This window comes from Chryseobacterium sp. SSA4.19, assembly GCF_022601875.1.
Lineage (GTDB): Bacteria > Bacteroidota > Bacteroidia > Flavobacteriales > Weeksellaceae > Chryseobacterium.
Map to the genome: position 1 here is coordinate 199462 of NZ_JAKVIP010000004.1, position 12882 is coordinate 212343.

The 12882-nt window shown below is 37.6% G+C and carries 13 protein-coding genes and 1 pseudogene; 4 read left to right on the forward strand and 10 right to left on the reverse strand.

From position 1 onward, the window contains the following. Positions 1-116: 116 nt before the first annotated feature. The 4 genes from MKJ01_RS04275 to MKJ01_RS04290 all read right to left on the reverse strand — a co-directional run bounded on the left by MKJ01_RS04275 (position 117) and on the right by MKJ01_RS04290 (position 4447). Positions 117-491 (reverse strand): VOC family protein, encoded by a 375-nt coding sequence (locus tag MKJ01_RS04275; protein ID WP_241632496.1) that lies wholly within the window; start codon positions 489-491, stop codon positions 117-119. A gap of 39 nt (positions 492-530) precedes the next feature. Beyond that, positions 531-2522 carry an excinuclease ABC subunit UvrB gene (uvrB, locus tag MKJ01_RS04280; RefSeq protein WP_241615674.1) on the reverse strand — a complete coding sequence of 664 codons (1992 nt, stop codon included), beginning with the start codon at positions 2520-2522 and terminating at the stop codon, positions 531-533. Between the two features lie 138 nt (positions 2523-2660). Then, positions 2661-4076 (reverse strand): M56 family metallopeptidase, encoded by a 1416-nt coding sequence (locus MKJ01_RS04285; protein ID WP_241615675.1) that lies wholly within the window; start codon positions 4074-4076, stop codon positions 2661-2663. After that, positions 4073-4447 (reverse strand): BlaI/MecI/CopY family transcriptional regulator, encoded by a 375-nt coding sequence (locus MKJ01_RS04290; protein ID WP_241615676.1) that lies wholly within the window; start codon positions 4445-4447, stop codon positions 4073-4075. The genes MKJ01_RS04285 and MKJ01_RS04290 overlap by 4 nt, the downstream gene beginning before the upstream one ends. 109 nt (positions 4448-4556) lie before the next feature. Between MKJ01_RS04290 and MKJ01_RS04295 the strand changes: the two genes are divergently transcribed. Further along, positions 4557-5756, forward strand: a complete 1200-nt coding sequence (locus MKJ01_RS04295; RefSeq protein ID WP_241615677.1) for a PQQ-dependent sugar dehydrogenase — start codon at positions 4557-4559, stop codon at positions 5754-5756. A 40-nt stretch (positions 5757-5796) separates the two neighbouring features. Here MKJ01_RS04295 and MKJ01_RS04300 read toward each other — a convergent pair whose 3' ends face one another. The 4 genes from MKJ01_RS04300 to MKJ01_RS04315 form a co-directional block, all read right to left on the reverse strand. Further along, positions 5797-6954 (reverse strand): pyridoxal phosphate-dependent aminotransferase, encoded by a 1158-nt coding sequence (locus MKJ01_RS04300; protein WP_241615678.1) that lies wholly within the window; start codon positions 6952-6954, stop codon positions 5797-5799. Between the two features lie 3 nt (positions 6955-6957). Beyond that, the gene (locus MKJ01_RS04305) at positions 6958-8043 is read right to left on the reverse strand and encodes an NAD(P)/FAD-dependent oxidoreductase (RefSeq protein WP_241615680.1); all 1086 of its coding nucleotides are present in this window, start codon (positions 8041-8043) and stop codon (positions 6958-6960) included. A 185-nt stretch (positions 8044-8228) separates the two neighbouring features. Beyond that, complete coding sequence (locus tag MKJ01_RS04310; RefSeq protein ID WP_241615681.1) at positions 8229-8846, reverse strand: DUF502 domain-containing protein; 618 nt, start codon at positions 8844-8846, stop codon at positions 8229-8231. 7 nt (positions 8847-8853) lie between these two features. Next, complete coding sequence (locus MKJ01_RS04315; RefSeq protein ID WP_241615682.1) at positions 8854-9435, reverse strand: tRNA-(ms[2]io[6]A)-hydroxylase; 582 nt, start codon at positions 9433-9435, stop codon at positions 8854-8856. 154 nt (positions 9436-9589) lie between these two features. Here MKJ01_RS04315 and MKJ01_RS04320 point away from each other — a divergent pair, with 154 nt between their 5' ends. Beyond that, on the forward strand, positions 9590-9829 hold the full coding sequence (locus MKJ01_RS04320; protein WP_241615684.1) for a hypothetical protein: 240 nt from the start codon (positions 9590-9592) through the stop codon (positions 9827-9829). Between the two features lie 10 nt (positions 9830-9839). Here the strand turns inward: MKJ01_RS04320 and MKJ01_RS04325 are convergent, their stop codons facing one another. Both MKJ01_RS04325 and MKJ01_RS04330 read right to left on the reverse strand, forming a co-directional pair. Then, positions 9840-10931 (reverse strand): acyltransferase family protein, encoded by a 1092-nt coding sequence (locus tag MKJ01_RS04325; RefSeq protein ID WP_241615686.1) that lies wholly within the window; start codon positions 10929-10931, stop codon positions 9840-9842. 109 nt (positions 10932-11040) lie between these two features. After that, positions 11041-11925 (reverse strand): hypothetical protein, encoded by an 885-nt coding sequence (locus tag MKJ01_RS04330; RefSeq protein WP_241615687.1) that lies wholly within the window; start codon positions 11923-11925, stop codon positions 11041-11043. A 181-nt stretch (positions 11926-12106) separates the two neighbouring features. Between MKJ01_RS04330 and rplU the strand changes: the two are divergent. Next, positions 12107-12481 (forward strand): annotated as a pseudogene (rplU, locus tag MKJ01_RS04335) (50S ribosomal protein L21); the annotation flags it as partial. A gap of 41 nt (positions 12482-12522) precedes the next feature. Further along, positions 12523-12780 carry a 50S ribosomal protein L27 gene (rpmA, locus tag MKJ01_RS04340; protein ID WP_027387413.1) on the forward strand — a complete coding sequence of 86 codons (258 nt, stop codon included), beginning with the start codon at positions 12523-12525 and terminating at the stop codon, positions 12778-12780. Positions 12781-12882: the final 102 nt, after the last annotated feature.

The following is a 12882-nucleotide window of genomic DNA, read 5'->3' on the forward strand; positions in this document are numbered from 1 at the left end:
AAACAACCACACACACCCCCAACAACAAAAAAAAAAAAAAAAAAAAACACAAACAAAAAAAAACAAAAACACCCCCCCCCCCCCCCCCCCCCCCCCCCCGAAACTATTAATATTCACTATTTAGGTTCCCAAAGCTCCACTTTATTTCCTTCCGGATCCATGATGTGGATAAATTTTCCAAAATCATAAATAGCAATTTCATCCAGGATTTTCACATCTTCTTCTTTAAGTTCCTCAACCAGGGCTTCCAGATTATCAACCGTGTAGTTAATCATAAATTCTTTGGAAGAAGGGGCAAAATAATCGGTTGTTTCAGGTGATGGGCTCCAAGTTATGGAACCGTTTGGGTGAGCTTCAGCAGTATCTTTCCAGTCAAAGGTTACTCCATACTCACTGCCATCGATTCCCAGATGGGTTTTGTACCACTCCTTCAGCGCTTTCGGATCCTTGCATTTGAAAAATATGCCTCCGATTCCTGTTACTTTTTTCATGTTTATAAAATTACGTTTGATTTTGTGGGCTAAAAAGCATCAGTTTTTTAAAGCGGCGATTTCATCCCTTAATTTTGCAGCTTTAATAAAATCAAGGTTCTTTGCGGCAGCTTCCATTTCTTTCTGCTTCTGTACAATTACCTTTTCCATATCTTCAGAAGTGTAGCTGGCTTTAGCCTCTGCTACTTTCTGGAGGATTTCTTTCTGGGTATATTTTTCATCCGGGAAGTCTTTAGTTCTTCCGACGAGATTTTCAGAGATTTTTTTATTTAAAGCAACAGGTACTTTTCCGTGCTCTTCGTTATACTGCATTTGTTTAGCACGGCGGTATTCCGTTTCATCGAGCGTTGCCTGCATGGATTTTGTAATTTTATCGGCATACATAATAGCTCTTCCGTTAAGGTTTCTCGCAGCCCGGCCAACTGTCTGGATCATCGATCTTCTGCTTCTTAGCATTCCTTCCTTATCGGCGTCTAAAATGGCGACCAAAGAAACTTCTGGTAAATCCAGGCCTTCCCGTAAAAGGTTAACTCCAATCAGAACATCAAAAAGCCCGATCCGTAAATCGTGCATGATCTGGATCCGTTCCAATGTTTCCACATCCGAGTGGATATATCTTGTCCTGATACCGAATTTGGTGAAATATTTAGTCAGTTCTTCCGCCATCTTTTTGGTTAATGTGGTTACCAGGACTCTTTCATCCAAATCAGCTCTTTTGCGGATTTCTTCCATTAAATCATCAATCTGATTAATGGTCGGACGGATTTCTATAATAGGGTCTAAAAGCCCTGTGGGGCGGATAATCTGTTCAATATAAGCTCCTCCGGTTTTTTCCAGTTCATAATCTGCCGGAGTAGCAGAAACATAGATCACCTGGTTTTGGATGGCTTCGAACTCTTCAAATTTCAATGGCCTATTGTCCATAGCTGCCGGAAGCCGGAAGCCGTATTCCACCAGAGATTCTTTTCTGCTGCGGTCGCCTCCGTACATAGCATGAACCTGCGGTACGGTAACATGGCTTTCATCAATGACCATTAGAAAGTCCTTCGGAAAATAATCCAGTAAACAGAAAGGCCTGGTTCCCGGTAATCTGCCGTCAAGATATCTTGAGTAGTTTTCAATCCCCGAACAGTAACCCAGTTCTTTAATCATTTCCAGGTCCAGTTCTGTCCTTTCCTGCAATCTTTTAGCTTCCAGTGGTTTTTCCATGGAACTGAAGAAATCAACCTGCTTGACAAGGTCATCCTGAATATTTCTGATCGCACCGTTCAGTGTCTCTTTTGAAGTGACAAAAAGGTTGGCCGGATAAATCTGAATCTGCTCAAAATTCGACGTAACATTTCCTGAAACAGGATCAAAACTCTGGATTTTTTCGATCTCATCACCGAAAAACTGTATTCTTACCGCGTTGTCTGCATAAGCGGGAAATACATCAATCACATCTCCCTTTACCCGGAATGTGCCTCTTTGGAACTCATTTAAAGTTCGGGAATATAATGCATTAACCAAACCATGTAAAAGCGCGGTTCTGGTTACTTTTTCGCCTATTGCTATGGAAATTAAAGATTTATGGAATTCTGTTGGGTTTCCGATACCATAAATACAGGAAACTGAAGCAACAATCAAAACATCCCTTCTTCCGGAAAGAAGGCTGGCTGTTGCCGAAAGCCTCAGTTTTTCAACTTCTTCATTGATGCTGAGGTCTTTTTCAATATAGGTTCCTGATGTGGCAATGTAGGCTTCAGGCTGATAATAATCGTAATAACTTACAAAGTATTCCACTGCATTATCAGGAAAGAATTCTTTAAACTCCATGAAAAGCTGAGCCGCCAAAGTTTTGTTATGTGCCAGAACCAGGGTTGGCCTCTGGACATTCTGCACCACATTGGCCACGGTAAAGGTCTTCCCTGATCCGGTTACTCCCAAAAGCGTCTGATACTTTTCGCCGATTTTGATGCCTTCGGTAAGCTTTTCAATAGCTTGAGGCTGATCCCCGGTCGGTTGATATTCTGATTGAAGTTTAAACTGCATAAAAAATGTGATCTTGTATAACAAAAATACGAAAGAAATTTCTGACTAAAAATGTATTTACCTCGTATTTTGATTATACTGCGGACTGCAAATCAGCTCTAATAAAAACAGCATCCCGGTTAAGATGCTGTTTGTTTTCTACTCGAAAGACATGGTAAGCGGCATTCTGAACGTATAAGAAACGGCTTTACCGTCTTTTTCTGCAGGTTTCCAGACTATGTTTGCGTTAGCTTTCTTAAATGCGGCTATGGTCTCATTGTTAAATAGTTCATTATTCCCCGAAGCTTTTATGTCAGTCACAGTTCCGTCTTCTTTTACGGTATAAGAAAGATCTGTTCTGTACATTTCCTTGTTTTTGGGTGTATTTATTTTTGATCCGTCAAACAATTTCGCCACCCTGTTTCTTAATTCATTGTTCCCACCCGGAAATTGCGGAAGTGAAATATTGTCATTGGTGGGCGAAACATTTACACTCTTTGTATTTTCCTGGCTTAAAGATGTTGGATTTCCTTCTTTCGGACGTAGGGTATCCGAAATTCCTTTCTCACCATTTGTGTTTTTAGAAAGCTCTTCTTGCTGGATCGCGTTTTCTGCAGAAATAGATAGTTGTTCAGGCTGCGTAATAACTTTGTTTACAGTTTCAGCATCTGGATTTTTTTCCGGCTCAAAAATATGTTCTTGCGTGTCTTTAACAAGATGTTCCAGAGTAGTTGCGTAGTTCTTATGCGCAAATAATAAGAATGCTGCTGTAAGTACAGGAATGCTGGCCATTTTTTTAATGCAGGTAAGTCTTGTTTTTTTAGTGTTCATCATAATAAATCGGTTTTTAGTGTTTTTAAAATTGAATGTATGTGTAAGGTTATAGTTTTGTTTGGAAATAATTTCGTGAAGGATGAGCTGCTGATAATCTTTTACATTACAGTCGTTTTCTAAAACAGCTTCATCTGCCAGAAATTCATGGTTGGTAACCATTGCTTTTTGAAAGAAATAAACAGACGGATTGAACCAGGTGAAAATTTTCACGATTTCAACCACTAAAAGATCGATACTGTGCTTTTGATCCAAATGGGCTTTTTCATGAAGAAAAATCCTTCTGTCTATTTTATCATTAATCCAGTAGTTTTTCCCCAGATAAATCGTATTCCAAAAACTGAATGGTGAAAGATGCTTTTCAGTGATGATCATATTTTGGTTCTGATAGATAATCTTTTTTCCTTTTAATCTTTTAATTTTTATGATTGATACAATAGCTCTTGCTAAAAGAAGCAGTGTGCCGCTTCCATAAATGAACCAGGCTAAGATCGTCCAATCAAAGCTTTGCTGTGTTTGAGTCAGATCCAGAATCTCTTGGGTTGATTCAATAATGGTCTGTGCTTTTCGAATAGGTTTCGGCATTTCTGCTGTTACCGAAACGAATGGGACTGCATAGGAAAACAGAAGTGAAAACAGCAGATAAAACCGGTTGAACCTATACATCTTTTCCTTTTGCAGAAACAGATTGTAAACAGTAAGCAGTAATGCAGAGCAAAGAATTATTTTTACAATAATGATCATTTTTCATCAATTTGCTGATCAATAATTTCACGGAGTTCTTTCAGTTGATTCTGGGAAAGTTTGGCATTCGAGGTAAAGAATGACGCAAACTGGGTCACAGAGCTGTTGAAAAAACGGTTAATCATAGAAGACATTTCTTCCTTGAAATATTCCCCTTTTGCTACTTTCGGGAAGTATTCACGTGAGTTTCCATACAGTTTAAAACCTACCAGGTCCTTATTCTGCATTCTTTTCAGCAAGGTTGCTACAGTGGTGGTGGCAGGTTTCGGTTCCTGATAAGATTCCAGAATATCTTTCATGAATGCTCTTTCTTTTTCCCAGAGAATTTCCATCAGTGTTTTTTCGGAATCGCTAAGTTTTGCATCTTTCATATTCTACGTTTTTATAATTTGTTCTACAAATGTAGAATTAAAATTTAAATGAGCAAATTTTTATGGCATTATTTTTCCTTATAATATCGTAACTACTTAATTATTAATTATGAAAAAAATCTTTTTACCTGTTTTACTGACTTCTGCAATAATGATTGTTTCCTGTCAGGGAAAAGGAAAACCAAGCGAGGCTTCTGCACAGGAAGAGAAAGCAAATACAGACTATAAACCTGCTTTTAAAGGGCAGACCCGTATTGCTCCGGTAAAAACAACAACTCCATATGCCGTAGAAATTTTAAATCAGAATTTAGGCAAGCCGTGGGGGATTATCAATTTAACGGATGGAAGGTTTTTAATTACGGAGAAAACGGGTTTTATCAATGTGGTATCAGCTGATGGAAAACAGGTTTCGAAAATTGAAGGATTTCCAAAAGTTGATTCTAAAGGGCAAGGCGGAATGCTTGATGTTGCTTTAGACCCCGAGTTTAAGACCAATAATATGATTTATTTTGTTTTTTCCGAACCTTTCGGGGATGGAAATCTTACCTCAGTAGGTAAAGGGAAGCTCTCACCGGATATGAAAAATATTTCCGATGTACAGGTAATTTTCCGGGCTACCCCTTCTTATGATGGTGATAAACATTACGGAGGAAGGCTGCAGATTGACAAAGACGGGAATCTTTTTGTAAGTACAGGAGAAAGATCGGATAAACAAACAAGGGTATATGCACAGAAAACAGATAATTATCTGGGCAAAATTTTAAAGATTACAAAAGACGGGAAACCTGCTCCCGGAAATCCGTTTATGAATAAGCCCGGATATAAGCCCGAAGTTTATGCGTATGGGATCCGAAATCCACAAGGTCTGGCTTTGGATGAAAAAGGACAGCTTTGGGATATTGAAATGGGTCCGAGAGGCGGAGATGAAATCAATTTAATTATGCCTGGAAAAAATTACGGCTGGGGGGATGTAACTTATGGGATTGAATATTCCGGGGAGAAAATCAATAACGGAACCACTCAAAAAGCAGGAACCGAACAGCCTGTTTATTATTGGGATCCGGTAGTTTCACCAAGCGGTGTTACTTTTTATACCGGAAATATTCCCGAATGGAAAAATAATTTATTTATAGCATGTCTTAGCGGGCAGCATATTAACAGGATTGTCCTGAAAGATAATAAAGTAATAGGAGAGGAGCGTCTTCTTTTAGACCAGAAAGAAAGGTTCAGAGATGTTTTGAACGGGATGGATGGCCATCTATACGGTATTACCGATAGCGGAAAGCTGTATAAAATTTCAAAAAAATAATAGAAATAATCCCACAGGTTAATCCTGTGGGATTATTATTTTAAAAGCTGTTGATGATCCTGTTCAGCCCTTCTGTCAGAATTTCCTGCGATGTAGAGAAACATATTCTGATATGGCCTTCAGCACCTTTTCCGAACCACCTTTCCGAGCCTGGAACAATAGCTACTTTGCCTTCTTTTAAAACATGCTGGGCAAATTCATCACTGGACATTCCGTTTTCTATTTTAGGGAATATTACAAATGTAGCCTCGGGACGGTTAGGAGTTAAAATTCCTGAATTGCTTAGCATACTGTAAGCAAGGTCCCGGTTATGTTGGAGATGGGTCAGAAAATCATTAAACCAGGGTTTTGCTTTATCAATAGCTACGCTTGCGGCAATCTGAGACAATGTCGAAACACCTTCAATGGTAGAATTGAAATTGGATTTTTCAGTAAAGTCATCCAGAAGCTCCTGGTCATTGCACAATACAGCACCGATTCTCAGTCCGGCAATCCCAAAGGATTTTGAAAAACCAAAAACCGTAAAGCTTTTGTTTTTAGCCTCTTCGGAAACGGATGAATAGGTGTTGAATTCTTTTTTATCGTAAACGATATCACTCCAGATTTCATCACTCATAACCCATAGGTCATGAGCTGCTGCAATTTCAGATATTTTTTTTAAGATTTCTTTAGAATATACTCTTCCGACAGGATTATGAGGATTGCAGATACTGATTAATCTGGTTTTAGGAGAAATTAGTGATACCAGCATATCCAGATCAATATCTCCTGTTGTGGAATCAACAGAGCAGAGTTTGATAGTTCCACCTACGGCTTCCACTGTTTTTTTAAATAGGAAATCAACGGGATCAAATATAATAGCTTCATCTCCCGTCTGTAAAACATATTTAGCAATCAGAAACATACCTTGGGCAGCACTGTTGACCGCTAAAACATTTTCAGGAGTAAAATTTCCTTTCTTTTCCGTATTGAAATGTTCAGCAACACTTTTTTTAAACTCTGGAATTCCGGAAAAAGGGCCGTAGCTTAAATAACCGTCTTTGATGTATTCTATAATCCCGTTTTCGATTTCTGAAGACATCCTGAAATCGGGATCTGCTGCAGTCAATGGAATGATTCCGTTTTCCAAAGTGGCCCATCTGCCGTTGTAAGCTTTCCTTTTCAGGGCATCGAAATTAATATCTTTATTTGTAAACATTTTTTATTTATAAGAGATTGGTAATGTATTTTTTGGTTGCTCATTAAGAGGTAAAAGGAATTGCTGAAGGAGTGTTCTACCGTTTTTGATGTGGATGTCAATTTCAGGCCTTCTTTCTTCTTCATATTTCCGGAATGTTTCCTCAAGATCATTTTCCTTGTTGAGAAGATCAGTTAATGTAAAGGAATCCTTCAGTGCAGAAGTAACTCCCTGGCTTGTGAAAGGAATCAAAGGGTGTGCTGCATCGCCGATAAACACTACATTTTCATGATAAAAAGGATTTAATTTTTCCAGTTCATACACTCTCCATATATGGGCATTTTCGTATCCTGACTCTTCAATAATGGATGAAACCAAAGGATTCCAGTTGCCGAAATGATCAAGCATGAATTGTCTGATGCAATCCGGAGTATACTCTTCATTGATGAAAAATTTGGTAATGTCAAACTGGCAATACCAAAGTATTTTTGAAGATGAAAGCTTTAAAACGCCAAACGTAAGACCTCCGTTTTCATGGTGGAATTTTAGGAAATTATTTTCTATCTGTCCGGCAAGCTCTTCATTTTCAATAATATTAACCACTTCATTTTCCAGAACAGCTTTCATATTCTCATCCTGAAAAATCCCTCTCCTGATTCTGCTTCTCGATCCGTCCGAAGCAACAACAATATCGGCTTCCAGTTTTGCATGATCATCAATCAGGATATCAGCTTTCCCGTGTGAAAAACCTTTTAGCGTTACTGTTGTTTCATATGAAAGCTTGTCTGAAGGGATGCTGTTGGCCAGAATTTCAATCAATGCACTTCTGGAAACCACAAAAACATCATCCAGATCTTTTTCAGAAAGAATTTCTCCACTCTGGCTGTAATGGATATATTTCTTCAGAAAACTTCCTTTTTTATAAAGTTCATCAATATTGATAATCTCTGAAAGAAGCTCAATGCCTTCTTTAGGCAGGATAAACCCATGTCCTTTCAGGTCGTTTTGTGTTCTTCTTTCGTAAAGATGATAGTCAATATTATTTTTTTCTAAATAATTTGCCATACTTAAACCGGAAACCCCGGCTCCTATGATCGCCACTTTGCTCATGTTTAATGATATCGTATTGTTAGTTTTGTATATTGAATTCGTGATATAAACGCTAAATCACCAAGGGTAATTCAGGCGGTTCATTTAGCGTATGAAGGATATTTTTCTTTTATTGATACCTGAGGAGGAGTATGATTAAGAAAATAGATATAAATATTAATACCTGATGGTAGTATATAAAAAGATTATTCGGGTGCTTTAAAAATATTGTCATCAGAATGGAAGCCTGCAACACCGCCGCTCACGGCAAACTTCATGGCTGTAGCAGCCGTCATTCCCACTACCGGTTTGATGTTTTTTTCTTCTGTAACAATTACCCAGCCTGAAATTGCGTAAGAATGAGGCAGATACACCGCCACATAATTATGCTTTTCCACATCAGCCATTTCTTTTTGGGTAAGAAATCCTATTCTCCAGATTTCAGGATTTTCATTGGTTTTTACCCAGACCGGATCATTGAACTTCTTTTTATCTCCGACAAATGAAGACATCACATCTTTTGTTGGCGTGTAAATATGCTTTACTCCGGGTGTTTTTTCGAGTAAACGATCCATGGAATCGAAAAAGAATTTGCCAACCACGAATTTATTTCCCAAAAATCCCAGAAGGGCTGTTAACAAGATGGTTGAGATAAAAACCAGTCCGGGGATTTCCTTTGCTACCGAAGGAATGATATTGTCAATTGACGAAACGACATACCAGATCACGAAAATGGTCAGCCCGATTGGGCCGATAATAACTAATCCCTGAAAAAAGTTTTTCAGGAAAAAGTTGGCTATATTTTCAAATGTCAGTTTCTTCAAAATAATTTTATCCGTGTATGGTTTCTCCTTTTCCGTAAGACTGAATGATTTTGGCTTCGTATTCCAGCCATTCTTCCCATCTTGTATTTACTTTATCCGGATTTCCAAGCTGTCTTGCAAAGCTGATAAATGTTGTATAATGATTGGCCTCAGAAATCATCAGTTCTTTGTAGAAAACTTTTAGTTCTTCGTCTTTGATGTTTTCGGTAAGGACTTTAAATCTTTCACAGCTTCTGGCTTCGATCATCGCCGCGAAAAGCATCTTGTCGACAATCAGGTCATCTCTGTTCCCTCCTTTCTGAATGAAATTTACCAGTTCATTCACATAATCGTCTTTTCTGGTGCGCCCAAAAGTATAGCCTCTTTTCTTAATGATCTCATGGACCTGATTAAAATGCTCCAGCTCTTCCTGTGCAATAGCTAAAAGCTCTGTCACAATCTCAGGATATTCAGGAAGCATGGTGATCAGTCCGATCGCATTGGTAGCGGCCTTCTGCTCGCACCAGGCATGATCTGTTAAAATTTCTTCAATGTTTTCTTCTGCAATATTTGCCCACCTCGGATCGGTAGGAAGTTTCAACTTAAACATATTTTAAAATTTTCCGTAAAATTAAAATAATTTGTGATACCGCAGAATTTTATTTAATTCCTTTTATATTAAATTCATTTCTTCATTAGAGTTTTAGAAGAATGTGGTCCTTTTTTTGTTATTGTTTTAAAAATAACTTAAAAAATTTAAACAAATGAACACGATTGCTATTTTTAAAAATAAAGCAAATGCTTTATTATCGTTAACATTAATTATGCTAATGTCTATTACTGCTTTCGCTCAGGATACTGCAGGAGGAGTAGTAACCAAAGAAGACAGTGCAAAAAGTACCACAACTACAGAATGGTATGCAGACCCGATGTATATTATTGGAGGTGCTATTCTCCTTATTATCATCATTGCTTTGATAACGAGAAGCGGAAGAAGAAGATAAAATAAGGCTGTTATTTAACAGCCGTTTTTATTCTCAGAAATTCCAGTATTTTCCAGCCCCAATGATCAAATTTTTTCAGTCCGCCGGATATCACAAAGGCTAATAGTATATTAATGATATAAATTAAAATCATTAATATCCACCACGGCATAATTTCTTTTAATGGGACTACTAAAAAATAGACCAGAGAAGAACTTATTCCCTGTGCGAAATAAAAAAATATCGCATTTCTGCCGATATGAGTAACGAAACTTTCTTTTGTAATCTTCAGCCTGTTATAGAAGATAAATAAAGTAACCAGCGAAAATAACGACCAGATAATATAAGGGATTTTTGGCGGAAACTTATTCCTGTTGATTTTATAGAAAATTTCATTCCCATAGAACATAAACATCCATATCAGGGCTGCCGCTACCAATCCATACAGAACGGGAATCGCTTTTGTTGGAATTTTTTTTCCTTTCAACTTATTGCCTAACAGAAAAACGGTCATGTAAAATGCTAAATAACCCACCTGACCTGTAGGATATATTTCCGGAAAAATATTAAATAATAATGTTAAAGTAATACAAAGCCCGATAAACCAATTAATATGCTTCGGAAAAAACTTTAAGATTAAAACTCCGAAAACCGTTAATATAAAATAGACTTTCAGGTACCAGAAACTTCCCATCACTACAGGGAACGTATCTGCATTTGTATATTGGTGCAAATACCAATTGCCCAGATTTTCCCACTGAGGAATCGCAGAAATGCCAGTGGCGGCATATTTTGATCCGAAGGTAGCATAGAAATTTTGCAGCCACTCCGGAGAAAAGAATGTGAGTCCGAAGATTTTAAAGAAATAATCCAGGAAAAACAGCAGCGTCACGAAGATCATATAGGTGATCTGCAGTTTCAGTAATCTATAAAACGTTTTTTCAATATCAGATCCTGAAGTAATCCCGCTCAAAGCATAAAACAAGGCCACATCAAACACAAGAGAAAATACCCTTACCTCAGTTTCAATATAAAACTGTCCTGACCAGAATGCCGTATGGATAAAAATGATGGAAAGGGTAGCCATTCCTTTGGCAAAGTCTATGTAGAGGTCTCTTTTCATTGCAAAATATCTGATAGCCAAAAGTAAATAAACTTTATGAATATTTTAAATAAGAAAAGAGGTAAGCAAGAGCTTACCTCATGAAAATAATATCGAAAATGAATGAATGTTATTGAAGGTCTTTAAATTCTTCAGCTGAAATTTCTCCGCTTTGTATTTTTCTCAGCTCATCCATATACTGAGTCATATAAGCATCAATTTCAGGATATTGAGTGTTTTTACCCATTTTGTAGGTGCCGTTTAAAACACCTTGATAATAATAGAAGAAATTATAATCAAATGCAGCCGCTGTAAGATCATATTGTCCTAATAAAAATCCTAAACGAACCGCAGATCTTCTCTGTGGAGGTGTTCCGTGATGCCCCGGACTGTTAGTCTGGTAATCACCGATGCTTTGTGCAAACTCGTACGCTGCGGCAATTTGTGCAAACGAAGTCTGGTTATACCCGTTTGGTCTTCTCAGGTAATATCCTGCAAATCCATCTGCTTCCAGCTCATTCGGTCTTGCTGTAGATTCATTTACGGTTGGCAGCCCGAAAATATATTGCAGTTGGTGTCCATATTCATGTGCCAGGATCATTGCATTTACAATATCCCCGCCTTTACTTTTGGCGTCATAATATATGGCATACCCATAATATATTTTTCCTGTGGAATAGGAAATAGCATTGTACGTAGAATTGTAATTGGAGGGATCATTCACAAATCGTAAAGTCGGATTGCTTCTTCCCCACATGCTTGCGATCTTGGTCATCTGGGAATTCATGAAATTCGTATCTGCTGAATTTTGGAGTGCGGTAGTTAAAATAGCGCTTGAATTCCAGTTCTGGTCCACATAATAACAGACTTTTTCCAGTGCATTAGGCTGTTCAGGTCTTAAGTTTTCTGTCTGTTGCTCCGGGATAGGAGCTTCCATAGTATCGTCGTTACATGCTGATAATGATAGTGCAGCCAAGGCTCCCACCATAAAGTGGAAATTAAGATTTCTTTTCATATAAAATATTTTGATTAATACGAAGCTACTACTTTTAACGAGACAATAGGTCACTTTATTGTGATAAATTATTCTGTGCATAGTTAAAATTTATATTTTAAAAAGATTGAACTGAATTTGAATGGATTAAAAAATAATTCATATATTTGCACCTCGAAATAACTAAAAAAATCTATAAACAATGTTTGCAATTGTAGAAATAGCAGGGCTTCAATACAAAGTTGAGCAAGACCAGAAGTTGTTTGTAAACCGTTTGTCAGGAGACAAAGGAGGTAAATTATCTTTCGATAAAGTACTTCTTACTGTAAACGGAGCAATCACTGTAGGCGCCCCAGCTGTAAGCGGAATCACTGTAGAAGCAGAGATCCTTGACCACGTAAAAGCTGATAAAGTAATCGTTTTCAAGAAAAAAAGAAGAAAAGGTTACCAGGTTAAAAATGGTCACAGACAATCTTTAACTCAAATTCAGATCACTGGTATTACAGGATTTGAAGGAGCTAAAAAAGCAGAAAAGCCTGCTAAGAAGACAACAAAAAAAGCAGATGCTGAAGCTGCTGAAAGCGCAGAATAATTTAAACCAAAAAACCTTAGAATAAAATGGCACATAAGAAAGGAGTTGGTAGTTCCAAAAACGGTAGAGAATCACACTCCAAAAGATTAGGAGTAAAGATTTTCGGAGGTCAGGAGGCTATTGCCGGAAACATTATTGTTAGACAAAGAGGTACTCAACACCACCCGGGTGCAAACGTGGGAATCGGTAAAGATCATACTTTGTTCGCTTTAATAGACGGAAAAGTAGTTTTCAGAAAGAAAGCAAACAACAGATCTTTTGTATCTGTAGAAGCAAACGCATAATAACATCAGCGTTTTATAAAGACTTAGAAACCGTCTCACAACTGAGGCGGTTTTTTTGTATTTTATTGTAAGAATTTGTAAATTTATATTTGACATTCAGAC

Bases quoted from the DNA above. Each gene is read 5' to 3' on its own strand.
- MKJ01_RS04300 (WP_241615678.1), bottom strand. From the start codon at position 6,954: ATGTTTACAAATAAAGATATTAATTTCGATGCCCTGAAAAGGAAAGCT.
- MKJ01_RS04290 (WP_241615676.1), bottom strand. From the start codon at position 4,447: ATGAAAGATGCAAAACTTAGCGATTCCGAAAAAACACTGATGGAAATT.
- MKJ01_RS04330 (WP_241615687.1), bottom strand. From the start codon at position 11,925: ATGAAAAGAAATCTTAATTTCCACTTTATGGTGGGAGCCTTGGCTGCA.
- MKJ01_RS04325 (WP_241615686.1), bottom strand. From the start codon at position 10,931: ATGAAAAGAGACCTCTACATAGACTTTGCCAAAGGAATGGCTACCCTT.
- MKJ01_RS04315 (WP_241615682.1), bottom strand. From the start codon at position 9,435: ATGTTTAAGTTGAAACTTCCTACCGATCCGAGGTGGGCAAATATTGCA.
- uvrB (WP_241615674.1), bottom strand. From the start codon at position 2,522: ATGCAGTTTAAACTTCAATCAGAATATCAACCGACCGGGGATCAGCCT.
- MKJ01_RS04320 (WP_241615684.1), top strand. From the start codon at position 9,590: ATGAACACGATTGCTATTTTTAAAAATAAAGCAAATGCTTTATTATCG.
- MKJ01_RS04295 (WP_241615677.1), top strand. From the start codon at position 4,557: ATGAAAAAAATCTTTTTACCTGTTTTACTGACTTCTGCAATAATGATT.
- rpmA (WP_027387413.1), top strand. From the start codon at position 12,523: ATGGCACATAAGAAAGGAGTTGGTAGTTCCAAAAACGGTAGAGAATCA.
- MKJ01_RS04275 (WP_241632496.1), bottom strand. From the start codon at position 491: ATGAAAAAAGTAACAGGAATCGGAGGCATATTTTTCAAATGCAAGGAT.
- MKJ01_RS04305 (WP_241615680.1), bottom strand. From the start codon at position 8,043: ATGAGCAAAGTGGCGATCATAGGAGCCGGGGTTTCCGGTTTAAGTATG.
- MKJ01_RS04285 (WP_241615675.1), bottom strand. From the start codon at position 4,076: ATGATCATTATTGTAAAAATAATTCTTTGCTCTGCATTACTGCTTACT.